Below are 24,524 nucleotides of genomic sequence, written 5' to 3' on the forward strand. Positions count from 1 at the left end.
GCGCTTGTATAACGGTACAAGCGTACTGGTAATGAGTGCGGTCAGCGATCCGCCCACTCCCTGGCGAGCATGGCGTACACGACCTCATCGGTCCATTCGCCCTTGACCACCTCGTTCTGCACGAAATGGGCCTCGCGGCGCATCCCGAGCTTCTCCATCAACCGGGCGGAGGCGGTGTTGCGGCCGTCCGCGCGCCCGATGATGCGGTGCAGGCCGAGCTGCTCGAAACCGAGCCGGAGCATCTCGACGGCGGCCTCGCCGGCATAGCCGTGGCCGTGGTGGTCGGGGTGGAAGACGAAGCCGAACTCGCCCTGGCGGTGCTCCACGCTGCGCCAAGCCAGGTTCACGTCGCCGAGCACGGTGCCCGCCCCGGCCAGTTCCACCGCGAGCACCAGGATGTCGCCCTCCCGCTCCAGCGCGGTCATGCCCAGCCGGGACCGGAGCACGTCGGCGACCTCGGTCCGGGTGCGCGGGCTCCAGTACAGGTAGCGGGTGACGTCGTCCCGGGACTGGACGGCGTGCAGGGCGTCGAGGTCGTCCGGGCGGAACGGACGGAGCAGCAGACGAGCGGTGCGAATCGGGTAGGTGGGCCGGAGCATGCCCCGATCGTATGGCGCTGTTATCCCTTGGCGCGTGCTTCTTTTCTGCTTACTCTCTCAGCCCCCGAAAGACTCGCCGTGGCGGCCACGATCACCGGTACCGTCGCGCGGGGTGCCATGATGGCCCCATGGCGCTGTGGTTGACCAAGGACCCCGAAGCGAATGCCCTCCTGGAGCGGGAACCGCTCGCGCTGCTGATCGGCATGCTGCTGGATCAGCAGATCCCGATGGAGGTCGCGTTCGCCGGCCCGAAGAAGATCGCCGACCGGATCGGCTCGGTCGACGCCCGGGTGATCGCCGAGTACGACCCGGAGAAGTTCACCGAACTCTGCGTCACCCCACCCGCGATCCACCGCTTCGGCGGCTCCATGTCCAAGCGCGTCCAGGCCCTGGCGATCCACATCGTCGAGCACTACGAGGGCCGCGCCGAGGCGATCTGGACTTCCGGCAACCCGACCGGCGCCGAGATCCTTCGCCGTCTCAAGGAACTTCCCGGCTACGGCGAGCAGAAGGCCAAGATCTTCCTTGCCCTCCTTGGTAAGCAGTTCGGCCTCACCGCCAAGGGCTGGCGCGAGGCCGCCGGTGACTACGGCGCCAAGGGCTCCCACCGCTCCATCGCCGACGTCACCAACGAGGACGCCCTCGCCGCCGTCCGCGCCTTCAAGAAGGCCTCCAAGGCCGCGGCCAAGAACACCTGACCAGGGGCCGGCCCCGGGCCGCCGAGTCCCCAATCCACGACCCGAATTGCCGGCTCCAGCACCCGAATCCCCAGTTCCAGCACCCGAGTCGCCGGCACGGGTGGCGGGAACCCCTGGTTCGGAACAACGAGCGGTGGGTGGCCGCGCTGCGCGCGCCCACCCACCGCTGTTGGACCCGAATCGGCGACTCGCCGAACCGGAACCGGGAGACGATGTGGTCCGAACCGGGAGCTCGGCTGCTGGAGCCGAGAACTCAGGGCTGCTACGGCGACCACTCGCGGGGACGGAAGGCTTCGTCGAGGGGTGGATCAGCGAGGTTGGCGACCCAGTTCGCCATGCTGGTGTAGGCCGTCTGGGCGATCACCTCGAGCATCTGCTCGGTGTCGAAGCTGGCCGCGCGTAGGGCATCGGTCTGCTCTGCGGACACGTGGCCGCGGGTGCGGAGCAGGGTGGCGGTGAACTCGTGCAGGGTGTGCAGGCGTGGGTCGGGCAATGGCTTTCCGGCACGCAGGGCCTCGACGACATCGCCCGGAACCCCATTGCCGTCAGCGAAAACCGAGTGCGCGGCCATCGACCACCGGCAGGCGTTCTCGTCTCTGACGGTCAGGCCGATCACCTCGCGCTCCGCCCCGGTGAGCGTCGAGTCGCGCAGAACCTGTTGCAGGGCAACGAAGCCGGAGATCAACGTGGGCGAGCCGGCCATGCTCGCGGCCAGGTTGGGACCAACGCCGATCCGCTGCCGCAGCGCGGTCAGCGCGGCTGCGGACCCGGCCGGAGCCGAGTCCGCGGTGTGCACGGTGAACATCAGTTGCTCCTTGGAAGGGGATGGGACGGCACCCACCCTGCGGGCGGCCGATGCCGGCGCTCAATTCCCTCCCAGGGAAGTGCGGCGCGGCGCGACCGGTGGCAATCGTCGGCGTCCGTGACCGACCGGCGCCCGGTGATCGGGCAGCTTCTCCAGCACTGGCGCCAGGTGCGCTGGATGAGCCAGCTCACCCTGGCCACCGAGGCGCGGGTCACGCCGGGGCACGTGAGCTTCGTGGAGAGCGGCCGGGCAAACCCCAGCCGGGACATGGGGCTGACCCTGGCCAGCACGCTGGACCTCCCGCTGCGCGATCGCAACCAACTGCTGCTGGCCGCCGGATACGCGCCGCAGTACCACGACTCGGGCCTCGCCGACCCGGTCATGGCTCCGGTGCGGGCCGCCGTCGACCGGGTGCTCGCCCAACACGAGCCGTACCCGGCCGTCGTGCTCAGCCGGCACTGGGACGTGACCCGCACCAACACCGCGGCCGCCGCACTGTTCGGTTGGCTGCTCGGCCCGGCCAACGTGATCCGGCTGATGTTCGACCCGGCCGGCCTGCGCCCGCACGTGCTCAACTGGCCGGACGTCGCGCACGCGCTGATCCAGCGAGTGCACCGGGAAGCGGTCGGCGGCGTCCGGGACCGCGCGAGCACCGAACTGCTCGACGAGGCCTGACCCTGCGCTACTTCTCCATGGTCACCACCGTCGGCACCCCCAGGACATCGCCGCCCAGGAGATCCGCCTGGAATCCTTCTTCCCCACCGACGAACCCACCGCCCGACACCGCTGGACCTAACGCCGCGCCAGGAAGATCACGTCGGGGTCGCCGCGGGGGACGGGGATGGGGATGGTGGTGACGTGGGGGAAGTGGGTGCGGAGGAGGGTGGTGAAGGGGGTGCTGTCGGCGGCGCTCCAGATGGCGAGGGTGCCGGTGGGGGTGAGGACGTCGCGGAGGAGGGTGAGGCCGGATTCGGTGTACAGGATTGCGTTTCCGGGGGTGACTGTCCATTCTGGACCGTTGTCGATGTCGAGGCAGATGGCGGCGAACGGGGTGGGGTGGGTGGGGAGCCAGGTGATCAGGTCGGCTTCCACGCAGGTCACGCGGGGGTCGGTGAGGGCGGCGTCATGGACGGCGGCGAGGGGGCCGGTGTTCCAAGCGATGACGGCGGGTTCGCGCTCGACGACGGTGACGGGGCCGACGTTGGGGTGGTCGAGGGCGGCGCGCAGGGAGAAGCCGACGCCGAGGCCGCCGATCAGGAGCGGGGCGCCGGGCGGCATGACATCGGCGGCGGCGCGGACGAGCAGGCGTTCGGACTCGCCGTTGCGGGTGTCCATCAGGAACGTGCCGTTGGCGATGATCTCGAAGTGCTCGCCGGACCGGCGCAGCACGAGTTCGCCGGCCACGCCGGGGCGCCGATCGACCGAGTACGCCACCCGGTCGAGGGTAAAGAACGCCTGTTGCTGATCGGCGGGTCGCCTCTACCCTTAGGTGGCGGAGGTGGTCAACAGATGCACGCAACGGTAGGTGACCGGCTACATGTACACGGCCGGAACGTGGGGAACCCGGATCAGCTGGCCGAGATCATCGATGTGCGCGGCACCGACGGCGCACCCCCGTACGTGGTGCGCTACCCCGACGGCCACGAGGCGCTGATCTTCCCCGGCCCGGACTGCGTCATCGAGCCCGGCGACGGCAACGCTTGATCGCCCGCATCGGCCTCGCCGTGCTGGTCGTCCTCGCGCTCACCGGCTGCGAGACGGTCCAGCAGGCTGGCGAGGTCGCCGACAAGGCCGGCATCTGCGCGGACGCCCTGCGGCTCTCCGGGTTCGTCCCCGACGTCGGCAACCCCGAGAAGGCCGCCGAGGACGCCAAACGCACCGCCGAGGACCTGCGTCAGTTGGCCGAGCAGGCCCCGGACGAGACCCTGCGCAATGCCCTGGAAGACATGTCGAACAAGGTCAGCGAGCTGAATCCGGGAAACATCAACCCGGGCGCAGTGGCCGACTGGGTGTCCGACAAGGTCGGCACCGTCGAGGCACTGGCCCGGGCCTGCGGCTAGACGTTGGTGATCTCGTCGATCAAGCCGTCGATGTCGAAGTGGTTGGACTCCTGGCCGAGCGGCACCATGAGCACGGTCGCCTCGAGGAACAGCTGGACCGACTCGCGCTCCAGCTCGAGCAGCGCATGCCCCTCGGGTGACTCGATCTCCAACTGGAGCATGGTCCGGCCCTCGGTGCGCTTCGGCCGCAGCCGCACGTCGCCGATACCCGCCGAGCCGGTCAGGCCGTTCACCAGCAGGTCACGCGCGAACACCCATTCGACCCAACTGTCATGGTCGGTCTGGAACGCGACTCGGATGGTGAATGGGTCGTCCGCGCGGTAGGTCCACCGGGAACGAACCGGCAGATCGTCGGCAAGCGCCACGATCTCTCTTGTGTAAACGCTGTCGGCGGTCATCTCGCACCTTTCTGGTCCTTGCACGAGTTCTTCGACCACTGACCGGCGGATGTTTCGGGTTTCGAGAGCATTGCCCCCACATCGTGACGGCTTTGCCGCCAAGTTCACGCTATCCGGTGTGACCCGGGTAACTCAGACGAGGCCAAGACTGCGGACAGCCGCGCGCTCCTCCTCCAACTCGCGGACCGAGGCGTCGATCCGCTCCCGGGAGAACCCGTCGATGTCCAGGCCCTGGACGATCTCCCAGCGGCCACCGCGGGATACGGCGGGGAACGAGGAGATCAGCCCGTCGGGCACCCCGTACGAGCCGTCCGAGGGCAGCGCGACCGAGGTCCAGTCGCCCTCCGGCGTTCCGTTCACCCAGTCGTAGACGTGGTCGATCGCCGCGTTGGCCGCCGACGCCGCCGACGACGCGCCGCGGGCCTCGATGATCGCCGCGCCGCGCTTGGCCACGGTCGGGATGAAGTCGTCGCGCACCCACGCCTCGTCGTTCACCGCCTCGTGCGCCGGCCGGCCGCCGACCTCGCAGTGCGCCAGGCTCGGGTACTGGGTGGCCGAGTGGTTGCCCCAGATGGCGAGTTTGCGGATCTCGGTGACCGGGACGCCGAGCTTCTTGGCGAGCTGGGACAGCGCGCGGTTGTGGTCCAGCCGGGTCATCGCGGTGAACCGCTCGGCCGGCACGTCCGGGGCGTGCGCAGCCGCGATCAGCGCGTTGGTGTTGGCCGGGTTGCCGACCACCAGCACCCGGACGTCGTCCGCGGCGCCGACGTTGATCGCCTCGCCCTGCGGTTTGAAGATGCCGCCGTTGGCCTCGAGCAGGTCGCCGCGCTCCATGCCCTTGGTCCGCGGCCGGGCACCGACCAGCAGGGCGACGTTGACGCCGTCGAAGGCGCGCTTGGGGTCGTCGGTGATGTCGATGCCGGACAGCAGCGGGAACGCGCAGTCGTCCAGTTCCATCGCGGTGCCCTCGGCGGCGCGCAGGGCCGGGGCGATCTCGAGCAGGCGGAGGTGCACCGGGATGTCGGGCCCGAGCAGCTGGCCGGAGGCGATCCGGAAGAGCAGTGCGTAGCCGATCTGGCCGGCCGCACCGGTCACGGTGACGTTCATGGGGGACACACCCGGGAGGCTACCAAGTTACCGAATCGGCAACTCATGATGCCTTTGGGTGCACTTGCTCGGTCGGCTGGTTTTTCCTGGTCGGCGCGGCAATCATCGACGCCATGCTGCCCCCTGAACCCACTGTCCGAATTAGACTCGTCGGTGAGGAACTCCGCCGCCACCGGGAGATGTCGAAGCTCACGATCGCCCAGGCCGCCATGCGGATCGGTGTCACCGCCAGCAAGCTGAGCCGGATGGAGACCGGCAAGCATCCCCAGAAGTGTGACGAGGTCGCCGGCCTACTCGGGGTCTACGGCGTGACCGGCGAGGACCGCCGCCACGTTCTCGAACTTACCCAGATCGCCAACCGACCCGGCTTGTGGCGGTCCAACACCTTCTCCTACGCCCAGCGGGTCGCGACCCTCAAGCTCCTTGAGTCGCAGGCCATTCGATTGATCAACTTCGAGAGTGAGCTGATCCCCGGGCTGCTCCAGACGGTGCCCTACATCCAAGCGCTGATGCGGCACGTCGGCCGGCTCGATGACGAGGACGAGATCGGCGAGCGGGTCGCCAGCCGAGTGCATCGCCAGGCCATCCTCCGGAAGCCGGGTGCACCAATAGCCCTGGAGTCGAAGGGCCGTTTCACCGGCTTCGGTTCTCCGACCGACCTGGGGTGATCTTGGTCGGGAGCCACACGAACAATCTCTTTCTCGAGGAGGACGAGGATCTGATGCACTACAACCACGTGCTGGTCGACTTGCTCAGCATGGCACTGGGCCCGGAGGAATCGATAGCATTGGTCGAGACAGTGGCGGCAACTATGGAGTGACGCGTGATCAGCTGGCGCAAGAGCAGCTTCAGCAGTACCGAGAACCCTAACTGCGTTGAGGTGGCACGGTTGCCGGCGGGGATCGCGTTCCGGGACTCCAAGAATCCCGGCGGGCCCGTCCTACTGATTAAGCGGCCCGCCCTGGATGGTCATGGCGATGGCCAGGACCGCGAAACCTAGGCCCCCGTACAGCAACACATCCACGCCCCGGCCGCGGATCGCGACCAGACCGATCCGCTCCTGCGGCAGCAGCGCCCGCAACAGCGCCGCCAGCAACAGCGCGCCGCCAACCAGCACCGCGCCCTCGCGCCAGTAGTACTGCGCGATCCGGACCAGGCCGACCGCCACCACGGCCAGCACCATCATGAACGGGAACTGGGCCTTCACCTCGGCAGGTTCCGTTCCGCCGCCCGCACCGTGTTGGTCAACAGCATCGCCACCGTCATCGGACCCACCCCACCGGGCATCGGCGCCAGGTAGCCCGCCACCTTCCGCACGTCCGGGTGCACGTCACCGACCAGCCCGTGCTCGGTGCGGGTGATCCCCACGTCCAGCACCGCCGCCCCGCGCTTGACCATGTCCGGCGTGATCAGCGCCGCACTGCCGGCCGCCGCCACCACGATGTCCGCCCGGCGCACCTCGGCGGCCAGATCCTTGGTACCCGTGTGGCACAGCGTCACCGTCGCGTTCTCGCTACGCCGGGTCAGCAGCAGGCCGAGCGGCCGGCCCACGGTCACCCCACGGCCGATCACCGTCACGTTCGCGCCCGCGATCGGCACCTCATACCGCCGCAGCAGCGCCACGATCCCCTGCGGCGTGCACGGCAGCGGACCGGTCTCCCCGAGCACCAGCCGGCCCAGGTTGGTCGGGTGCAGGCCGTCGGCGTCCTTGGCCGGATCGACCCGCTCCAGGATCGCGCCCGCGTCCAGGTGACCGGGAACCGGCAGCTGCACCAGGTACCCGGTGCACTCCGGGTCGGCGTTCAGCTCGTCGATGACCGCCGCTAACTCCGCCTGCGTGGTGTGCGCCGGCAGGTCGCGCCGGATCGACCGGATGCCGACCTTGGCGCACGCGTTGTGCTTGCCGCGCACGTAGGCATGCGACCCTGGGTCGTCGCCGACCAGCACCGTGCCCAGGCCCGGCAGCACGCCCCGCTCCTTCAGCGCGGCCACCCGTTCGGTCAGGTCGCGGAAGATCGCCTCACGGGTTGCCTTGCCGTCCAGGATCGTCGCGGTCACGAACCCATCCTTCCAGGCGCAGCGCCGCGATCCCCACGGCCACCATGGTCAGGGCCGCCCCGGCGACCCCCGCCACGGTCAGCCCGCCACCCGCCGTCGGGGCGACGACGTCCAGCACAACGGCGGCGACGAGCTGCCCGGCCACCGAGGCCAACCCCACCAGCAGCACCCCGACCAGCCGCACGGCCACCACCGCGGTGAGCACCGCCACAATGCCAAGCGGTCCGCCGGCATAGAGCCACCACTTGCCGGGCGGCACCCCCGGAACACCGCGCACCAGCACGTCCACGACCAGGGCGATGAGCAGCACGGCGAGACCGGTGGCGAAGTTCACCATGGTCGGCACGATGACGTTGTCGGCCTCCCGGCGCACCAGCCCGTTCAGCGCGACCTGCCAGGCGATGCCGATCCCGGCCAGCGCCGGCAACACCGCCAGCCACAACCCCGACGGGTGGCCGAATCGGGGCGAGACCGCCAGCACCACCGCCGCGACGGCCAGCACCGCGCCGGCCACCCGGGGTGCGGTGACCGGGGTCGGGTCGCCCGGTCCGACGCCGAGCCGGTCCACCATCAGACCGCTCACCACCATGCCGCCGACCAGCGCCACACTGAACACGGCCACCCCCAGCGTGGGCACCACGATGCCCTGCGAGCCGACCACCACCCCGCCGATCGCCCCGCCGAGGCACTGCCACCAGCGCAGCCGGCCGGTGCGCACGGCCCGGACCAGCCGGGCGGCACCACGCCGGGCGGCCGGCAGCACGGCCACCCACGCCACCAGCACCGCGAGGCCGATCCCGGTCGAGATGACCCCGGCGTAGACCCCGTCGCCGAGCAGGTGGCCGAGCTCGCCGTTCACCCGGCCCTGCACCGCGAGGCAGGCCCCGCCCAGCGCGGCGACGGACGCCCCGGCCACCCGGTGGGCGGTCGGGTGCGGTGGGGCGGTCGGCATAGCTGGCCATCCTGACCGCGAAGCTAGAGTGACCCTCGATCGGCCCCCGGAGGGAGCTGGATGGTGCAAACGACGCAACTGGACTCGACCGAACAGGACGCCCTGGTCAAACAGATCGGGCTCGCCGTGCTGCGGTCCGCCCCCGAGGGCTGGGACCAGGTGACCGTCTACTACCGCGCGGTCGGCCGGTACTTCGAGGCCGACGGCGAGGTGGTGTTCGCCGACGACGAGGCGACCGAGTGGCAGGTGCCCGGCGAGATCACCGGCATGTTCGCCCGGCTGCGCGCCGGCATGTACCGCGACGGGCGCGGGACCTGGTACAACGCCAAGTACCGGCTGGACCACCCGTCGAACTACAACCTCGACTACGACCGCAACGAGCCCGAGTGGCGGGTCGCGCCGCCGCCCCCCGCCTACGCCGACGACCTGCGGATGTTCCCGCGCAGCGACGACAACGTCCCGGACTGGCTGCGCTGGCGCGCCGGCGGGGCGGTGACCGGGGGGATGCTGCAGGAGACCCAGCCGCGGTTCCGGATGGCGCGGGTCTTCGACGGCGCCGGCAGCAACGGCCGGCCGATCGTGAACCGGCCCCCGATCGGCGACGACGAGCGGACCCGGCTGCTCAACTACCTCAACAACGCGCCGACCGTGCTGCAGAGCCGGTCGATGGACCTGGACCGGCTGGACCCGGAGGGCCGCCCGCTGGTGCCGGTCGGCTTCCACACCGACGGCACCTGGGTCTGGGCGGAGGCGGTCAACTACTACCTGAACACCTACAAGGTGTCGCCGGAGCCCGACCTGGTCGACCACATCCGCCGGCGAGGGTTCCGCGTGCTGGAGGTGGACGAGCCGACCCGGGCGGCGGCCACGGCGTTCGTGAGCCGTCCGGTGCCGCCGGCAGCGGGACCGGCCCGGCCGGCCGCGCCGCCATCGCCGCCATCGCCACCACCGCCACCACCGCCTCCACCGCCTCCACAACCCCAACCCCAGCCACAGGCCCAGCGCCGGCCCGGCCCGCCGGCTCCGCCGCCGGCCGCGCCGGAGGTGACCATGGCGGTGCCCCGGGTGAGCGAGCCGCCGGCCCGCCCCGCCCCGCCACCGGCCGCGCTGCCCTCGCAGGGCCCGCCCGGTGTGACGATCGACGCGCTGCGCGGCCGGTTGGCCGCGCTGGGCGTGCCGGCCTCGGCGTTCCGGATCGGCCCGCCCGGCGAGCGCGCGTGGACCATGGAGCAGACCCCGGAGGGCTGGCGGGTCGGCTGGTACGACCGCGACTTCGTGGCCCCGGCGATGTTCGAGGACGTGGCCGACGCGGCGGCGTTCCTGCTCGGCAAGATCATGCTGGACAACACGGTGCGGCCGGAGCCGATCGCCCCGGTGCCACCGCCCGCGCCGCCAGCCGCGCCGGCTCCGCTCGCGCCGGTGCCGCCGTCCGCCGCGCTACCCGTCCCCCGGCCGGCCACACCCCCACCGCCTCCGGTGCCGGTCGCGCCGCCGCCGCCGGTGGCCGTGCCGCTCCCGGACCCGGCCACCCCGCCGGAGCTGTCCCCGCCCACCACGTTCATGCCCGCGGCCGAGCTCGACCCGGACCCCGAGCCAGACGCCGAGGCCACCATCGAGTCCGCACCGGTGGAGCCGCCGCCGGCCGAGCCGCAGCCCACCCTCGGCGTCCCGATGGAGGCGCTGCTGGACCCGCCGTCGGAGCCGAGCCTGCCCCCGGTGCGGGAACCGGTCGTGGACCGGACCTTCTCGCTGTTCGAGCCGCAGGTGGAGCCCCAGTCCAGTGACCTGGACGACCCCAGGTTCGCCCCGTGGTCCAACCGGCACGTGGCCGCCGAGCCGGCCGTCGACCCGCTCGAGGCATTGGTCGCCGGCGAGCCTCGGCACGCCGAACCCGACTCCCCGCCGCCGGTGCGGCCGGACCCGACCCCGGTGGCCGACCTGTCGGCCGCGCTGAACGTGCCGCCGGTCGAGGCGCCGGCGCTGCCGTCCCGGCTCGCCCCGGCACCCCTGCCCGCCGAGCCCCCGCCACCGCCGGCGCTGCCGCCCGCGCCCAACCTCGGCCCGGTGCCCCCGCCCGCGGCACCGGCGATGGCGGCCGAGCCGGACCGCCGGCCGGGGCCGATCCAGCAGCGCTGGCCGATCCAGCCGCGGCCCGGTGAGCCGCCGCTGACCCTGTTCCGCGGCAAACGCATGATGGAGCTGGCCCCGGGCACCGAGATCGACCGGTTCGGCGATCCCGACGGCAACCTCACCTTCGTCGCCGGAACCCCGTTCGGTGAACGGTCGCTGGTTCCGGACTGGATCGAGCGTCCGTTCCACACCTACCGGGTGGCCCGCCCCATGCGGGTGCTCACCGGGATCTCGATCCCCTGGTTCGACCAGATCGGCGGCGGCACCGCCTACCTGCTCCCGGAAGCGATCAAGGACCTGGTCGCCGACGGCCGGCTGGTCGAGGTGCACCGGCACAAACCGCCCAACTGACCAAGCGAGAATCCTGGTGGGCTCAGCGAAAATCCCGTGATCTGGCGGGGATGGCCAGCCGCAACGGCTCCAGCCGGTCGGCCAGCAGGCTGACCGCGCCCTCCACGTTCTCCACCACCCCGCGCACGAACAGCGCGGCCGAGGTGCGGGCGACCCGGCGGTAGCGCGCCCACAGGCCGACCGTGCAGATCACGTTGACCATGCCGGTCTCGTCCTCGAGGTTGAGGAACGTGACCCCGCCCGCGGTGGCCGGCCGCTGCCGGTGGGTCACCGCACCGCCGACCAGCACCCGGGTTCCACTCTCCACAGTGGACAACTGACCGGCCGGCAGGGCGCCGAGCCGGTTCAGCCGCTCGCGCACGAACTGGGTCGGGAAGCTGTCCGGGGACAGGCCGGTGGCCCACACGTCCGCAACGGCCAACTCCACGTCGTCCATCCCGGGCAGCGGCGGGGCCTGCGTGCCGACCGTGGTGCCGGGCAACCGGTCCGGGCGCTCCCCGGCCACCGCGCCGGCCGCCCACAGCGCCTCCCGGCGGTGCACCCCGAAACAGTCGAACGCCCCGGCCGTGGCCAGCGCCTCGACCTGGGCCCTGGTCGGCCGCACCCGCCTGGCCAGGTCAACCATGTCCCGGAAAGGCCCACCGGCCAAGCGATCCGCGGCGATCCGCTCGGCCAGCGGGTCGCCGATCGTGCGCACCGCGCCGAGCCCGAGCCGCACCGCGCGCTCCGCGTCGTCCTCGGCCACCGGTTCCAGCGTCGCGTACGCCAGGCTGGCGTTGATGTCCGGCCCGCGCACGGTCACGCCGTGCCGGCGGGCGTCGGCCACCAGCGACTGCGGCGAGTAGAAACCCATCGGCTGGGCGCGCAGCAGTGCGGCGCAGAACGCGGCCGGGTAGTACAGCTTGAACCAGGCGCTGGCGAACACCAGCAGCGCGAAGCTCAGCGCGTGACTCTCCGGGAAGCCGAAGTTGGAGAACGCCATCAGCTTCTCGTAGATCCGCCCGGCCAGCTCCGGTCCGATCCCGTTCCCGGCCGCCCCGGCGTAGAACCGCTCGCGCAGCCGCTCCATCCGCCGGGTGGATCGCTTGGCCCCCATCGCCCGGCGCAGCTCGTCCGCATCGGCCGGGCTGAAGTCGGCCACGTCCACGGCGATCTGCATCAGCTGCTCCTGGAACAGCGGCACGCCAAGGGTTTTGCCCAGCGCCTTGGCCAGCAGCGGATGGTCGTAGGTGACCGGCTCCTTCTTGTTGTACCGCCGGATGTAGGGGTGCACCGAGCCGCCCTGGATCGGGCCGGGGCGGATCAGCGCGACCTCGACCACCAGGTCGTAGAACCGCTTCGGCTTCAACCGGGGCAGGGTTGCCATCTGTGCCCGACTCTCCACTTGGAACACTCCGACCGAGTCCGCCTTCGCCAGCATGGCATAGACGTTCTCGTCGAACAGGTCCAACTGCCCCAGGTCCACGGTTCGGCCGTGGTGCTCGGCGACCAGGCCGATGGCGTAGTGCAGCGCGGAGAGCATGCCGAGGCCGAGCAGGTCGAACTTGACCAGCCCGATCGCGGCGCAGTCGTCCTTGTCCCACTGCAGCACGGTCCGGTTCGGCATCCTGGCCGGCTCCACCGGGCAGACCTCGCTCACCGGCCGGTCGCAGATCACCATCCCGCCGGAGTGGATTCCCAGGTGCCGCGGGAAGTCCTCCAGCTGGGCGGCAAGCTCGAGCACCGGTAGCGGCACGTCGTGGTCATTGTCGTCCACAGTGGACTTCAATGGGCCCCAGCGGTCGATCTGCTTGCTCCAGGCGTCCTGCTGGCCGGGCGAGTAACCCAGCGCTTTGGCCATGTCCCGCACCGCGGATCTGGCCCGGTAGGCCACCACGTTGGCCACCTGCGCGGCGTGCCGGCGGCCGTGCTTGGCATAGACGTACTGGATCACCTCTTCCCGCCGGTCGGACTCGATGTCCAGATCGATGTCCGGCGGGCCGTCCCGGGCCGGAGCGAGGAACCGCTCGAACAGCAGCTCGTAGCGCACCGCGTCCACGTTGGTGATGCCCAGCGCGTAGCAGACCGCCGAGTTCGCCGCGGAACCCCTGCCCTGGCAAAGGATTCCGGACTTGCGGCAGAACTCCACGATGTCCCACACCACCAGGAAGTAGCCGGGGAAGCCCAGTTCCTCGATCACCTTGAGCTCGTGCAGGATCTGCTCGATCGCCCGCGGGTTCTCGTTGCAGGTGCCGTAGCGCCGGGCCGCGCCGATGAAGGTCAGCTCGCGCAGGTAGGAGACCTCGTCGTGGCCGTCCGGCACGTCGAACGGCGGCAGCTTGGGCGCGATCAGTTCGAGGGGGAAGGCCAGCCCGACGCCGAGCACCGCGGCCCGCTGCACCGCACCCGGGTAGCGGGCGAACCGGCGGTGCATCTCCGCGCCGGAGCGCAGGTGCGCGGTGGGCGCGGGCGGCAGCCAGCCGTCCATCTCGTCCAGCCCACGCCGGGCCCGGACCGCGGCCATCGCGGCGGCCAGCCGGCCGGCCTCGGGCTGGGCGTAGTGCACCGCGTTGCTGGCCACGCAGGCCAGGCCGAGCTCGGTGGCCATGCCGTAGAGCAGATCGTTGTGGTAGGAGTCCTCCGGCCGGCCGTGATCGGTCAGCTCGACGAACACCCGGTCCCGGCCGTAGGCCGCGGCCAGCCGGCCGAGCTGCACGTACGCCGCGTCGGGGCCGTCGCGCAGCAGCGCGGCGCGCACCGCGCCCTTGCGGCAGCCGGTGAGGACGACGCAGTGGTCCCTGGTCTGGGCCACCACATCGTCGAAGTCGTAGACCGGGCGGCCCTTCTCCGCGCCGCCGGCCAGGTACCCGTTGGTGAGCGTGCGGCACAGCCGGTGGTAGCCGTCCTGCTGATCGGCCAGCAGCAGCAGATGCTCGCCGCCGGGGTCGGCGATTCCGTTCTGTGGCTCGGAAAGGCCGAGGGACAGCTCGGTGCCGAACACCGTGCGCACCCCCAGTTCCCTTGCGGCTTCGGCAAACCGGACCACGCCGTACATGCCGTCGTGATCGGTGATCGCGATGGCGTCCAGCCCGAGCAGCGCGGCCGCCTCGACCAGCTCCTCGGGATGGCTTGCCCCGTCGAGAAAACTGAAGTTGGAGTGACAGTGCAGCTCGGCGTAGGGGATCCGCTCCTCGCCGCCGGCGTGATCGTTCGCCGGCGGCGGGCCGATCCCGGCCGGCGGCGTGTAGCGGTCGCGGCGCTTGGTCCAGGCCGGGCTGTCCCCGCCGTCGCCCTGCTGACCGGTGTCCGGCCGTCCGGACAGGATCCGCTCCAGCTCGGCCCACCGCACCGGAGGGTTGTTCCAGCCCACTAGCAGTCCGCCTCTCCGGATTTTACTGTTCCGCCTCTCCGGGATTTACTGCTGTTGTTGCGTTCCGGCGGAACGTGCGGGTAGCTGGGTTGATTGTGGCTGGGTGGCGTCACGGTGCCCCTGAGGTTGCGTTGGCGGGGCCAAGACTTCACCCGATGATCCACTGTGCCCACTAGTCGTACACCCCCGCGACCACCCAGCGGTCGCCGTCCCGTTCCAGCAGCAGGGCTTCCCGGTCGGTCTGCACCTGCAACCGGACGCATCGGCGGGCCGATTCCGGCGCCCACCAGCGCTCGTCGACCGGCCACGGGCCGGCCCAGCCGCGCACCTCCCGCGGCCGGCCGTTGATGGTGACCCGGCACGGTTTTCCGGTCAGCTCGAACCGGGCGGTCACCTCGACCCCGGCTCCTTGCGCGTCGAGCACCGTGGCCGCCACCGGCCGTTCCGGCACGAGGCTGGGCGAGGGCACCGGCAGCCGGCCGGGCCACGGCGGCTCCGGGTCCGCGGCCGGCGTCCGCTCGTCGCCCCACGGCACCAACCGCACCCGGTCGCTCGGGCCCCGACCGCCGCCGGGCACCGGGGTGAGCACGGCGTCCGGCCCGAGCAACCCCTGCACGTGCACCAGGGCGCGCCCGGCCCGCTCATCGGCCATGGCGTGGCCCTCCCCGCGCCACAGGTCCAGCTGCAGCGCGTGCCCCTCGACCACCTCGACCGGATCCAGCCGCAGCACGCTCACCCCGGCACTCGGGCGGTCGGTGCCGCGCAGCCACCCGTCCAGCTGCCAGCGCACCCGGTCCGCGATCCCGCCCGGGGTCAACGGCTCCGCGCACCGCCACACCCGCACCAGCTCCTCGCCGTTCTCGGTGCTGGCGTGGATCCCCAACCGGGTACAGGCCAGCCCGTGGCCGGCCAGCCCGGCATGCAACCGCTCCGCCAGGGTCCGCGCCACGAACGCCGCCGCGTCCACCCGGTCGACCGGCGGATCGAGCTCCTCGGTCACCGTCAGATCCTCCGGCGGCCTGCGTGGTGCCGGCGGCCGCTCCTCCAACCCCCGCGCCAACCGGTGCGCGCGCACCGCATCCGCCCCGAACCGGGACGCCACATCCCGCTCCGGAACCTCGGCGAACGCCCCCAACGTCTTCAACCCCAACCGCCACAACAGATCGACCAGTTCCCCCCGCCCCTCCCCCAACTCCCGAACACTCACCGGCGCAAGGAACTCGCGCGTCCCCCCGGCCGCCACCAACACCCCCCGCCGCGCCGCGATCGTCCCCCCGAACAGCCCATCGGCGATCCCCACCTGACACTCCACCCCCGTGCGCAGCGCCACCCGATCCACCACCCGCTCAGCGGCCTCCTCCGGGCCCCCGAAATACCCCACCGGCCCCCGCGCCGGCACCGCCACCACGCCCGGCCGTACCACCTCCACCCCCACCGCCAACTCCTCCACCGCCACCGCCACCGGCTCGAACACCCGCGCGTCCCGCACCGGATCATCGGGAAAGATCGCCAGCTCCGGACACCGCCCCTGCGCCTCCCGCCGCCGCATCCCCCGCTTCACCCCCTCCCGCCGCGCCACCGCCGAACACGCCACCACCCGATTCCCCACCACCACCGCCATCGGCACCCGCACCCCCACCCCCGCCACACTCGCGGCGGCCACCACCGGCCAATCGGGACACCACACCACCAGCAGCTGAACCGGGTTCGCCATGAGTCGAACATATGTTCACTCAGTCCGCCGGTCAAGCACTCCCACCAGCGACGTCGCCCCATCCCCGGCCGCCGTGCTGAGGCCGGCGACTCGGATGCTGGGGGTGGGGACTCAGGTGCTGGAGACGGGCAGTTCGGGTGCCCCGGCCGGCAACTCAGCTGCCCTGACACGCAACTCGGGTGCTGGACCCGGGAACTCAGGCACCCACATCTGGCAACTCGGCTGCCTGGAGCCGGTAACCCGGGGGGTTCGGGTGCAGGAGACAGCAACTCAGCTGCCCCGGCCGGCAACTCGGGTGCTGGAAACGGCAGTTCGGGTGCCCCGGCCGGCAACTCGGCTGCCTGGAGCCGGTAACCCGGGGGTTCGGGTGCAGGAGACAGCAACTCAGCTGCCCCGGCCGGCAACTCGAGTGCTGGAAACGGCAACTCAGCTGCCCGGGCGGCGACTCGGGTGCTTCGGCCGGCAACTCGGGGCGCTGGAACCGCAACTCGGGTGCTGGGGTCGGCAACTCGAGGGTTGGAGCTTGAGATTCGGGTGCTGGGAGTGGGGGCTCAGGTGCTCAAGATGGCAGTTCGGGTGCTGGAGACGGCAACTCGGGTGCTCCGGCCGGCAACTCGGGTGCCTGACTCGGCAACCTCGGGGGTGCCCCGGCCGGCAACTCGGGTGCTTTGGGCCGGCAACTCGGCAACTCGGATGCTTTGGCCGGGAACTCGGGTGTTGGGGGCGGGGAGTCAAGTGTTGGAGGCGGCGACTCGGAGGAGGGGTTCGCGGGGTTCGGCGTGGGGGTGGAGGGAGGGGGTGGCGGGGTGCAGGGAGCCGTCGGGGGCGGGGAGGAGGAGGGAGGTGCGGGTGGGGCGGGTGGCGGTGCCGCGGCCACGGGTGTGGATGTGGGCGAGGCGCTGGCGGAGGTGACCGTGGCCGTCGGCGAGACCGGTCCAGGGGGTGGGGTCGGCGGTGAGCTCGAGGTCGGGGGCGGGCCACGGCGTGAGTGGGAGGAGGACGGCGCTGCGGTGGCGGGCGCGGGCGGAGAGGCGGCGGGCCTGGGAGTCGGGGAGTTCGGTGGCGGTGGCCACCAGGTCGATTCCGTCGAGGAGGGCAGCGAGGACGGGGGCGGGGTGCGGGCCGGGGTGGGGGATGAGGGCGAGCCGGTCCACGGCGACGCCGTATTCGGCGGCGGCCAGCACGCCGAGGTTGGGTAGGCCGACGACGGCGGCCCAGGATCCGTTGCTGGTGGCTTCGGCGAGGAGGGCGAACAGCAGCGAGGTGGAGCCGCGCACGGCTACCGTGCTGCCGCGGCGCAGGCCGCCCCAGGGGAACAGGTTCGCCAGTTCGGGATGGACCGGCAGGACGCGGGCGCGGTCGGCCGGTGCGGCGGCGAGGTCGCTGGCCACCCCCACCGAGGCGAGCATCGCGGTTGCCGGCACGGCGACGGCCCCCAACCCGGATCGAACGTGTGTTCGAGTACAGTGAACCCGGCCGGGGCGGCGGTGTCAACCGTTATCGTCTCCAGGGGTGCGGCTGGCGCAGCGTGAGTTCTCGCTCTACGGAGCGTCGCACTGGGCGGTGCTCGCCGTCTTCGTGGCGGGGGCCATCGCGGTCAGCTACCTGGGACGGTGGCAGGACGCCGGGTCGGCGCGGCGGTTCAGCCGGGTGCTCGCGGTGCCGGTGCTGGGGATTCAGATCGCGATCCAGGTGTACTCGATGACCGAGTTCGGCGTGGATCACGGGCTGCCGCTGCAACTGTCCGATCTCGCCGCCTTCGTCACCGCGTACGCGCTGTGGACCCACCGGCACTGGGCGTTCTCGTTGACCTACTACTGGGGTCTGACGCTGTCCACCCAGGCGCTGATCTCACCGGCCTTGCGCGGAGCCGACTTTCCGAGCCTGAGCTATCTCGCGTTCTGGCTGATCCACCTGCTCGTCATCTGGGCGGCGCTCTACCTCGCCGTCGGCCGCCGGATGCGGCCGACCTGGCACGGCTACCGGTTCACGCTGGTGGTGACCTTCTCCTGGGTCGGCTTCACCATGGCGTTCAACGCGGTCGCCGGCACCAACTACGGCTTCCTCAACGCGAAGCCGGGGGTGCCCTCGGTGCTGGACGTGCTCGGCCCCTGGCCGTGGTACCTGGTGCCGCTGGCCGCGCTGGTGACCGGCATCTGGGCATTGATGACCCTGCCGGGAGTACTGCGGCGGCAGCGGAGCTAATGGGCGAAGTGCCGCGTGCCGGTCAGGTACACGGGCACGCCGGCGGTTTCGGCGGCGGCGATCACCTCGGCGTCGCGGACCGAGCCGCCGGGCTGGACCACCGCGCGGACGCCGGCCTCGATCAGGACCTGGAGGCCGTCCGGGAACGGGAAGAACGCGTCGGACGCGGCAACCGCACCGGCGGCGCGGTCGCCGGCGCGCTGCACGGCCAGCCGGGCGGCGTCCACCCGGTTGACCTGACCCATGCCGACGCCGACGGTCGCCCCGCCGGCGGCCAGCAGGATCGCGTTGGACTTCACCGCCCGGCAGCACCGCCAGGCGAACGCCAGGTCGGCCAGGGTCGCCTCGTCGACCGCGGTGCCGGCGGCCAGGGTCCACTTGACCGGGTCGTCACCCTCGGCGTCGAGGACGTCCTTGGTCTGCATCAGCAACCCGCCGGAGACGGCACGGAGCTCGGCGCCACCGCGAGCCGGCGGGCCGGACGCCAGGATGCGCAGGTTCTTCTTGCGGGACAACACATCCAGCGCACCGTCCGCATAGGACGGAGCGATGATCACCTCGGTGAACACCTCGGCGACCTGCTCGGCCATGTCCACGGTCACCTCGCGGTTGGCCGCGATGACCCCGCCGAACGCGCTGACCGGGTCGCACGCGTGCGCCTTGCGATGCGCGTCGGCGATCGAGCCAACACCATCCACAATGGACACGGCGATGCCGCACGGGTTGGTGTGCTTGATGATCGCCACACAGGGCGCCTCGTGGTCGAACGCGGCGCGCCAGGCGGCGTCCGCGTCGACGTAGTTGTTGTAGGACATCTCCTTGCCGTGCAACTGATCGGCCGTGGCCAGGCCGGGCCGGCCGAAGTCGGAGCGGTACAGCGCGGCCCGCTGGTGCGGATTCTCGCCGTACCGGAGGACGTCCCGCCGGGTCCAGCTCGCGGCCACCCAGCCGGGAAAACCGGACCCCGCGTCGTCCGGGGACAGGAAGCTGCCCATCCAGGACGCCACCGCGATGTCGTAGGAGGCGGTGTGCCGGAACGCGGCCAGGGCCAGCGCCCGGCGGTCGGCAAGGGTGAATCCGCCGGCGCCGACCTGCTCGAGTACCCACCCGTAGCGCGCCGGATCCACCACCACCGCGACGTTGGCGTGGTTCTTGCCCGCCGCGCGCACCATGGCCGGGCCGCCGATGTCGATCTGCTCGACGCACTCGTCCACCCCGGCGCCGGACATCGCGGTCTGCACGAACGGGTACAGGTTCACCACCAGCAGGTCGAACGGCGCGATGCCCAGCGCGGTCAGCGATTCCGCGTGCTCCGGCCGGCGCAGGTCGGCGAGCAGCCCGGCGTGCACCCCCGGGTGCAGGGTCTTCACCCGGCCGTCGAGCGACTCCGGAAATCCGGTCACCTGCTCCACCGGGGTCACCGGCACCCCCGCGTCCGCGATGGCTCGCGCCGTACCGCCGGTGGACACGATCTCGACCCCGGCGGCGTGCAGGCCCCGCGCCAGCTCGATCAGGCCGGCCTTGTCCGAAACTCCGATCAGCGCCCGCCGCACGGGTCGCCGTTCGTCCACATTGGACGTCACGGGATGCTCACCTCTCGTCCGTTCACGGTGTAGCCGTTGCGCGCGATGCCGGCGACCACGCCCACCAGCAGGCGCCGCTCTACCACCTTGATCCGCTCGTGCAACGTCTCGGCGTCCTCGCCCGGTTCGACCGTCACCGCCTCCTGCGCGACGATCGGCCCGGTGTCCACCCCCGGGTCGACCAGATGCACGGTGCAGCCGGTCACCTTGACCCCGTGCCGCACCGCGTCGGCCACCGCATGCGCACCCGGAAAGGCCGGCAGCAGCGCGGGATGCGTGTTCAGCACCGGGCAGCCGAACCGGCTCAGGAACGCCGGGCCGAGAATCTTCATGAAGCCGGCCGAGACGATCAGGTCGGGCCGGTGCGCGGCGACCGCGTCGGCCAGCGCCGCGTCCCAGGCCGCCCGGTCGGCGAAGTCGGCCAGCCGCACCACGAACCCGGCCACCCCGGCGCGCTCGGCCCTGGCCAGCCCCTCGATCCCGCTGCGGTCCGCGCCGACCGCCACCACCCTGGCCGGATAGTCGGCCCGCGCGGCGTCCAGCAACGCCTGCAACAACGTGCCCGAACCGGAGACCAGCACGACGACCCTGGCCGGCGGCCCGGGTGCGGGTTCGGTGGGGCTGACCATGATCTCCCGCGATTGCCGTGAGCGTGCGGACCCGGCCAGCGTAGGCGGCGGCTAGTCGACCTCGGCGGCCAGGTCCTCGGTCAGCGGCTTCCGGTCCGCAGGGCCGGGTTCGGAGTCCCGCAGGCCGCCGAGCGCGGCCACGACCGCAGCTGCCAGGCCGACCTCGGCGATCACCGCGACACCCAGCGACGCCGCGTGCAGGTCGACCGGATCGAACCGGCCGCCACCCAGCGCGCCGCCCGCGACCACGGCGAGCACCGCCAGGCACAGCACCACGACACCGGTGGCCGCCGCGACCGCGCGCAGCCGGTCCCGCGTACTCCCGGCCAGGTCCCACACCCGGCGGCCGATCAGCACGCCGGCCCCGATCGGGACGGCCAGCAGCAGCGGGCCCCAGGGCACCGGCCGGTCGGGCAGCGCGGCCAGCAGCGGCAGCGGAGGCACCGCGCCGCCGCCGCTGAAGTTCAACGACCCCACCGAGATCACCCCGATGGAGAACCCCGGACCGGCCACAAAGGACGTTGCGGCGATCACCCCGTTGGGCAGGTACCCGGCGGACAGCAACAGCAGTCCGGCCATGCCGCCCAGCCCGTTTCCGGTGCGGGCCAACATCTCCACGGCGGCGGGAAGCGACGCGACCAGGCCGACGACGAGCACGAACGCGCCCCCGGCGAGCAGTACGCCGGTCGCCAGCACGCCGAGCCGAACGCCGTAGCCGGCGGCCGGATCCAGCCGGCCGAGCGCCGACCCGGCCAACCCCCCGGCCCACGCCACCCCGGCCAGCGCGGCACCCGCGGCGAGCAGCACCGGACAGCCGACCGCGGCCAGCGGATCCACCCCGACCGGGCCGGCGGCGGCCACGAACCACAGCAGCACCGCGAAGACCGCGTGCGCACCGGCGATCGTGACCACCACCTGGCCGCGGTCCCGCGGGGTTGGCAGGTCGAACTGGGCGATCGCGGCCGCCGCGGTCCGGGCGATCAGCAGGATCGCCGCGACGGTCGGCAGCAACGGCAGCGCCCCCAGCTCGTGTCCCTTGATCTCGAGCGGAACCTGGTACACGGCAAACCATCCGGGTGCCGCGGCGGCGAGCACCCCGGCGTTGCCGAACCGCGCGCCGGCCGCCATCGAGGTCACCACGGCCAGCACGACCGTCACCGCGGCGTAGCCGGCGACCAGCGGCTCGAGCGCCGCCGTGCCCAGCACCCGCACCCGGTCACGGTGCAGCGTCTCCCCGGGCGGGGCCGAACGGAGCAGCGCCATGGCCCAACCGTGGCACCGGTACTACCCCGAACGGTTCAGCCACGCCGGACACGAAAGCGGGCTGGCACCGGATCCGGTGCCAGCCCGCTCGTCGGTCTGATCAGCCCTGCTGCGGGTACCCGCCGGGCGGCGTGCCGGGGTGCTGCTGCTGCTGGCCCGGCTGCTGCCCGTACTGGCCGGGCTGCGGCGTGCCGTACTGCTGCGTCGGCCCGGGCTGGCCGTACTGGCCGGGCGGCGGCGGGAACTGTCCGGGCGGCGGGCCGCCGTAGCCACCGGGCTGCTGCCCGTACACCGGGCCGCGCTGGCCGGGCGGCGGCATCTTGATGACCCCGATCTCCAGCAGATAGGCGCCGACCGCGGCGAGCGTCTGCAGGATGCCGAAGATCAGGATCAGCGTCCCGCCGGTGCCGAGGTCGCCAACCGAATCGAACACGCTGAACAGGAACGGCAGGATCACCCCGAGCGCGAAGATCACCGGCAAGGGTCCGGGCTTGGCGTCGCCGGGCAGGAATCCGACCAGCGCGGCCAACCCGGACATGAACAGCAGACCCGGCACCCAGCCGCCGGGGCCCGCATAGAAGTCCGCGAAGCCCATGAACAGGTTGAGCACGCCGAGACCACCGGTGACCAGGTGCAGGATCTGCGGCACGCCCAGCTTCATCCCACCCCCGACCGGCGGTCCGTAACCGTAGCCGGGTTGTGGCTGTTGCGGGCCTTGGCCAGGGTATCCGCCTGGGCCGCCACCGCCTGGGAAGGTCATCGCGCGCTTCTCCTCAGCTCACTCGACGCGACATGGCTACGAAATCGGACTCGACGCTAGCTCATCCGGAACTTCCGACGATCACAGGTACCGAGTGGTTCCGGCGCTCGGAGGAGTCGGTGCGCCGGACGCTACACCACGGTAGGCCCGGCCGAGTCCGAGACGCGCGTATTCAGCCGCGCACCAGTTCACGGGCCAGCGCCGCGGTCTCCGACGGGGTCTTGCCCACCCGGACACCGGCCGCCTCAAGCGCCTCCTGCTTGGCCGCCGCCGTGCCGGACGAGCCGGACACGATGGCCCCGGCGTGGCCCATGGTCTTGCCCTCCGGCGCGGTGAACCCGGCGACGTAGCCGACGACGGGCTTGGTGACGTTGTCCCGGATGTAGGCGGCGGCGCGCTCCTCGGCGTCCCCGCCGATCTCGCCGATCATCACGATCAGGTCGGTCTCCGGGTCGTCCTGGAAGGCGGCCAGCGCGTCGATGTGCGTGGTGCCGATCACCGGGTCGCCGCCGATCCCGACCGCCGAGGAGAACCCGATGTCCCGCAGCTCGTACATGAGCTGGTAGGTCAGCGTGCCGGACTTGGACACCAGGCCGATCCGGCCGGCGTCGGTGATGTCGGCCGGGATGATGCCGGCGTTGGACTTGCCCGGCGAGATCACGCCCGGGCAGTTGGGGCCGATGATCCGGGTCTTGTTGCCGGTGGCGCAGGCGTGCGCCCAGAAGCTCGCGGTGTCGTGCACCGGAATCCCCTCGGTGATCACCACGGCCAGCCCGATGCCGGCGTCGATGGCCTCGATCACCGCGGCCTTGGCGAACCGGGGCGGGACGAACACCACGGTCACGTCCGCGCCGGTGGCCGTCATGGCCTCGCCGACGGTGTTGTACACGGGCAGGAACAGCCCGGAGCGCACGTCACTGAAGTCCGCGCTCTGCCCGCCCTTGCCCGGGGTGACCCCGCCGACCACGTTGGTTCCGGCGCGCAGCATCCGCCGGGTGTGCCGGGTGCCCTCGGACCCGGTCATGCCCTGGACGATGATCTTGGAGTTCTCGTTGAGGAAGATCGCCATCGCGACTCACGCCCCCTGCGCGGCAAGTTGGGCGGCCACCCGGGCCGCGTTGTCCATGGTGTCCACCTGCTGCAGGCCGGGCAGCGCCGCGTCGGTGAGGATCCGGCGGCCCTGTTCGGCGTTGTTGCCGTCCAGCCGCACCACGATCGGGCGGTTCACCTCGTCGCCGCGCGCCTTGAGCAGCTGGAAGGCCTGCACGATGCCGTTGGCCACCGCATCGCAGGCGGTGATCCCGCCGAACACGTTGACGAACACGCTGCGCACGTCCGGGTCGGACAGGATGATCTCGAGCCCGTCGGCCATGACCTGCGCCGAGGCCCCGCCGCCGATGTCGAGGAAGTTCGCCGGCTTGACGCCGCCGTGCTTCTCGCCGGCGTACGCGACCACGTCCAGGGTGGACATGACCAGGCCCGCGCCGTTGCCGATGATCCCGACCTCGCCGTCGAGCTTGACGTAGTTGAGGCCCTTGGCCTTGGCCTTGGCCTCGAGCGGGTCGGCCTCCTCGTGGATGACGAAGTCCTCGTGCTCGGGGTGACGCACCTCGGAGGCGTTCTCGTCGAGCGAGACCTTGCCGTCGAGGGCCTCCAGCTTGTCGCCCTCGAGCCGGGCGAGGGGGTTGACCTCGACCAGCGTCGCATCCTCCTCGACGAAGACCTTGAAGAGCTTCTCGATCATCTCGACGGCCTGCTCGAAGACCGCCTCGGGGAACTTCGCCTCGGTCGCGATCTCGCGCGCCTTCGCGGCGTCGACCCCGGTGCCCGGGTCGATGGGGATCTGCTTCACGGCGTCGGGGT

General features: G+C 71.8%; 24 protein-coding genes and 1 pseudogene. 8 read left to right on the forward strand and 17 right to left on the reverse strand.

Annotated features, from left to right (window positions below; translation table 11 throughout):
- Positions 1-41: 41 nt before the first annotated feature.
- The gene (locus VFV67_RS25005; RefSeq protein WP_326473074.1) at positions 42-599 is read right to left on the reverse strand and encodes a GNAT family protein; all 558 of its coding nucleotides are present in this window, start codon (positions 597-599) and stop codon (positions 42-44) included.
- Between the two features lie 128 nt (positions 600-727).
- On the opposite strand from VFV67_RS25005, the gene VFV67_RS25010 reads away from it, so the two are divergent.
- Positions 728-1,297: an HhH-GPD-type base excision DNA repair protein gene (locus tag VFV67_RS25010; protein ID WP_326473075.1), complete on the forward strand. Its 570-nt coding sequence runs from the start codon at positions 728-730 to the stop codon at positions 1,295-1,297.
- 262 nt (positions 1,298-1,559) lie between these two features.
- Here the strand turns inward: VFV67_RS25010 and VFV67_RS25015 are convergent, their stop codons facing one another.
- Positions 1,560-2,102: a hypothetical protein gene (locus VFV67_RS25015; RefSeq protein ID WP_326473076.1), complete on the reverse strand. Its 543-nt coding sequence runs from the start codon at positions 2,100-2,102 to the stop codon at positions 1,560-1,562.
- A gap of 117 nt (positions 2,103-2,219) precedes the next feature.
- Here VFV67_RS25015 and VFV67_RS25020 point away from each other — a divergent pair, with 117 nt between their 5' ends.
- The gene (locus VFV67_RS25020; RefSeq protein ID WP_326473077.1) at positions 2,220-2,777 is read left to right on the forward strand and encodes a helix-turn-helix transcriptional regulator; all 558 of its coding nucleotides are present in this window, start codon (positions 2,220-2,222) and stop codon (positions 2,775-2,777) included.
- A gap of 117 nt (positions 2,778-2,894) precedes the next feature.
- Here the strand turns inward: VFV67_RS25020 and VFV67_RS25025 are convergent, their stop codons facing one another.
- The gene (locus tag VFV67_RS25025; RefSeq protein ID WP_326473078.1) at positions 2,895-3,536 is read right to left on the reverse strand and encodes a spermidine synthase; all 642 of its coding nucleotides are present in this window, start codon (positions 3,534-3,536) and stop codon (positions 2,895-2,897) included.
- Between the two features lie 75 nt (positions 3,537-3,611).
- On the opposite strand from VFV67_RS25025, the gene VFV67_RS25030 reads away from it, so the two are divergent.
- Entirely contained in the window at positions 3,612-3,806 is a 195-nt protein-coding gene (locus tag VFV67_RS25030) for a DUF1918 domain-containing protein (protein ID WP_326473079.1), read from the forward strand.
- Positions 3,803-4,162: a bacteriophage spanin2 family protein gene (locus VFV67_RS25035; RefSeq protein ID WP_326473080.1), complete on the forward strand. Its 360-nt coding sequence runs from the start codon at positions 3,803-3,805 to the stop codon at positions 4,160-4,162. The genes VFV67_RS25030 and VFV67_RS25035 overlap by 4 nt, the downstream gene beginning before the upstream one ends.
- Here the strand turns inward: VFV67_RS25035 and VFV67_RS25040 are convergent.
- Positions 4,159-4,560, reverse strand: a complete 402-nt coding sequence (locus VFV67_RS25040) for an SsgA family sporulation/cell division regulator (protein ID WP_326473081.1) — start codon at positions 4,558-4,560, stop codon at positions 4,159-4,161. The genes VFV67_RS25035 and VFV67_RS25040 overlap by 4 nt on opposite strands.
- A gap of 132 nt (positions 4,561-4,692) precedes the next feature.
- Positions 4,693-5,667, reverse strand: a complete 975-nt coding sequence (locus VFV67_RS25045; protein WP_326473082.1) for a malate dehydrogenase — start codon at positions 5,665-5,667, stop codon at positions 4,693-4,695.
- 113 nt (positions 5,668-5,780) lie between these two features.
- Between VFV67_RS25045 and VFV67_RS25050 the strand changes: the two are divergent.
- Positions 5,781-6,487 (forward strand): annotated as a pseudogene (locus VFV67_RS25050) (Scr1 family TA system antitoxin-like transcriptional regulator).
- 3 nt (positions 6,488-6,490) lie between these two features.
- Positions 6,491-6,667 carry a DUF397 domain-containing protein gene (locus tag VFV67_RS25055; protein ID WP_326473084.1) on the forward strand — a complete coding sequence of 59 codons (177 nt, stop codon included), beginning with the start codon at positions 6,491-6,493 and terminating at the stop codon, positions 6,665-6,667.
- On the opposite strand, the gene VFV67_RS25060 is transcribed toward VFV67_RS25055, so the two are convergent.
- Genes VFV67_RS25060 through VFV67_RS25070 form a run of 3 tightly spaced genes read right to left on the reverse strand, consistent with a single transcriptional unit; the run spans position 6,608 to position 8,677 of the window.
- Positions 6,608-6,853, reverse strand: a complete 246-nt coding sequence (locus tag VFV67_RS25060; protein ID WP_326473101.1) for a DUF3017 domain-containing protein — start codon at positions 6,851-6,853, stop codon at positions 6,608-6,610. The two genes, VFV67_RS25055 and VFV67_RS25060, sit on opposite strands and share 60 nt — an antisense overlap.
- Before the next feature lie 17 nt (positions 6,854-6,870).
- On the reverse strand, positions 6,871-7,725 hold the full coding sequence (locus tag VFV67_RS25065) for a bifunctional methylenetetrahydrofolate dehydrogenase/methenyltetrahydrofolate cyclohydrolase (protein WP_326473085.1): 855 nt from the start codon (positions 7,723-7,725) through the stop codon (positions 6,871-6,873).
- Positions 7,688-8,677 carry a DMT family transporter gene (locus VFV67_RS25070; protein ID WP_326473086.1) on the reverse strand — a complete coding sequence of 330 codons (990 nt, stop codon included), beginning with the start codon at positions 8,675-8,677 and terminating at the stop codon, positions 7,688-7,690. The genes VFV67_RS25065 and VFV67_RS25070 overlap by 38 nt, the downstream gene beginning before the upstream one ends.
- A gap of 60 nt (positions 8,678-8,737) precedes the next feature.
- Between VFV67_RS25070 and VFV67_RS25075 the strand changes: the two genes are divergently transcribed.
- Complete coding sequence (locus VFV67_RS25075; RefSeq protein ID WP_326473087.1) at positions 8,738-11,158, forward strand: TNT domain-containing protein; 2,421 nt, start codon at positions 8,738-8,740, stop codon at positions 11,156-11,158.
- A gap of 22 nt (positions 11,159-11,180) precedes the next feature.
- Here the strand turns inward: VFV67_RS25075 and VFV67_RS25080 are convergent, their stop codons facing one another.
- The 3 genes from VFV67_RS25080 to VFV67_RS25090 form a co-directional block, all read right to left on the reverse strand.
- Positions 11,181-14,507 (reverse strand): error-prone DNA polymerase, encoded by a 3,327-nt coding sequence (locus VFV67_RS25080; protein WP_326473088.1) that lies wholly within the window; start codon positions 14,505-14,507, stop codon positions 11,181-11,183.
- Positions 14,508-14,679: 172 nt separating this feature from the next.
- On the reverse strand, positions 14,680-16,221 hold the full coding sequence (locus VFV67_RS25085) for a DNA polymerase Y family protein (RefSeq protein ID WP_326473089.1): 1,542 nt from the start codon (positions 16,219-16,221) through the stop codon (positions 14,680-14,682).
- 731 nt (positions 16,222-16,952) lie between these two features.
- Entirely contained in the window at positions 16,953-17,630 is a 678-nt protein-coding gene (locus VFV67_RS25090; protein WP_414636345.1) for a hypothetical protein, read from the reverse strand.
- A gap of 103 nt (positions 17,631-17,733) precedes the next feature.
- Here VFV67_RS25090 and VFV67_RS25095 point away from each other — a divergent pair, with 103 nt between their 5' ends.
- Positions 17,734-18,426, forward strand: coding sequence for a TIGR02206 family membrane protein (locus VFV67_RS25095; protein ID WP_326473091.1), 693 nt, complete (start codon positions 17,734-17,736; stop codon positions 18,424-18,426).
- Here VFV67_RS25095 and purH read toward each other — a convergent pair.
- The 6 genes from purH to VFV67_RS25125 all read right to left on the reverse strand — a co-directional run.
- Positions 18,423-20,009 (reverse strand): bifunctional phosphoribosylaminoimidazolecarboxamide formyltransferase/IMP cyclohydrolase, encoded by a 1,587-nt coding sequence (purH, locus tag VFV67_RS25100; RefSeq protein ID WP_326473092.1) that lies wholly within the window; start codon positions 20,007-20,009, stop codon positions 18,423-18,425. The genes VFV67_RS25095 and purH overlap by 4 nt on opposite strands.
- Positions 20,006-20,638, reverse strand: a complete 633-nt coding sequence (gene purN / locus VFV67_RS25105) for a phosphoribosylglycinamide formyltransferase (RefSeq protein WP_326473093.1) — start codon at positions 20,636-20,638, stop codon at positions 20,006-20,008. The genes purH and purN overlap by 4 nt, the downstream gene beginning before the upstream one ends.
- A gap of 51 nt (positions 20,639-20,689) precedes the next feature.
- Positions 20,690-21,901: a DUF6350 family protein gene (locus VFV67_RS25110; protein WP_326473094.1), complete on the reverse strand. Its 1,212-nt coding sequence runs from the start codon at positions 21,899-21,901 to the stop codon at positions 20,690-20,692.
- Positions 21,902-22,001: 100 nt separating this feature from the next.
- Positions 22,002-22,562 (reverse strand): DUF5336 domain-containing protein, encoded by a 561-nt coding sequence (locus VFV67_RS25115; protein ID WP_326473095.1) that lies wholly within the window; start codon positions 22,560-22,562, stop codon positions 22,002-22,004.
- 271 nt (positions 22,563-22,833) lie between these two features.
- A complete protein-coding gene (sucD, locus tag VFV67_RS25120) occupies positions 22,834-23,730 on the reverse strand; it encodes a succinate--CoA ligase subunit alpha (protein ID WP_326473096.1) in 897 nt (298 codons plus the stop codon).
- 6 nt (positions 23,731-23,736) lie between these two features.
- A partial coding sequence (locus tag VFV67_RS25125) for an ATP-grasp domain-containing protein (RefSeq protein WP_326473097.1) occupies positions 23,737-24,524 on the reverse strand: 788 nt, incomplete at its 5' end.

Source organism: Actinophytocola sp., from assembly GCF_035762905.1.
GTDB lineage: Bacteria > Actinomycetota > Actinomycetes > Mycobacteriales > Pseudonocardiaceae > DASYTH01.

Coding starts and splice junctions, on each gene's coding strand:
- VFV67_RS25005 (WP_326473074.1), bottom strand. CDS start 599: ATGCTCCGGCCCACCTACCCGATTCGCACCGCTCGTCTGCTGCTCCGT.
- VFV67_RS25010 (WP_326473075.1), top strand. CDS start 728: ATGGCGCTGTGGTTGACCAAGGACCCCGAAGCGAATGCCCTCCTGGAG.
- VFV67_RS25015 (WP_326473076.1), bottom strand. CDS start 2,102: ATGTTCACCGTGCACACCGCGGACTCGGCTCCGGCCGGGTCCGCAGCC.
- VFV67_RS25030 (WP_326473079.1), top strand. CDS start 3,612: ATGCACGCAACGGTAGGTGACCGGCTACATGTACACGGCCGGAACGTG.
- VFV67_RS25040 (WP_326473081.1), bottom strand. CDS start 4,560: ATGACCGCCGACAGCGTTTACACAAGAGAGATCGTGGCGCTTGCCGAC.
- VFV67_RS25045 (WP_326473082.1), bottom strand. CDS start 5,667: ATGAACGTCACCGTGACCGGTGCGGCCGGCCAGATCGGCTACGCACTG.
- VFV67_RS25060 (WP_326473101.1), bottom strand. CDS start 6,853: ATGATGGTGCTGGCCGTGGTGGCGGTCGGCCTGGTCCGGATCGCGCAG.
- VFV67_RS25070 (WP_326473086.1), bottom strand. CDS start 8,677: ATGCCGACCGCCCCACCGCACCCGACCGCCCACCGGGTGGCCGGGGCG.
- VFV67_RS25075 (WP_326473087.1), top strand. CDS start 8,738: ATGGTGCAAACGACGCAACTGGACTCGACCGAACAGGACGCCCTGGTC.
- VFV67_RS25085 (WP_326473089.1), bottom strand. CDS start 16,221: ATGGCGAACCCGGTTCAGCTGCTGGTGGTGTGGTGTCCCGATTGGCCG.
- VFV67_RS25090 (WP_414636345.1), bottom strand. CDS start 17,630: ATGCTCGCCTCGGTGGGGGTGGCCAGCGACCTCGCCGCCGCACCGGCC.
- purN (WP_326473093.1), bottom strand. CDS start 20,638: ATGGTCAGCCCCACCGAACCCGCACCCGGGCCGCCGGCCAGGGTCGTC.
- VFV67_RS25110 (WP_326473094.1), bottom strand. CDS start 21,901: ATGGCGCTGCTCCGTTCGGCCCCGCCCGGGGAGACGCTGCACCGTGAC.
- VFV67_RS25115 (WP_326473095.1), bottom strand. CDS start 22,562: ATGAAGCTGGGCGTGCCGCAGATCCTGCACCTGGTCACCGGTGGTCTC.
- sucD (WP_326473096.1), bottom strand. CDS start 23,730: ATGGCGATCTTCCTCAACGAGAACTCCAAGATCATCGTCCAGGGCATG.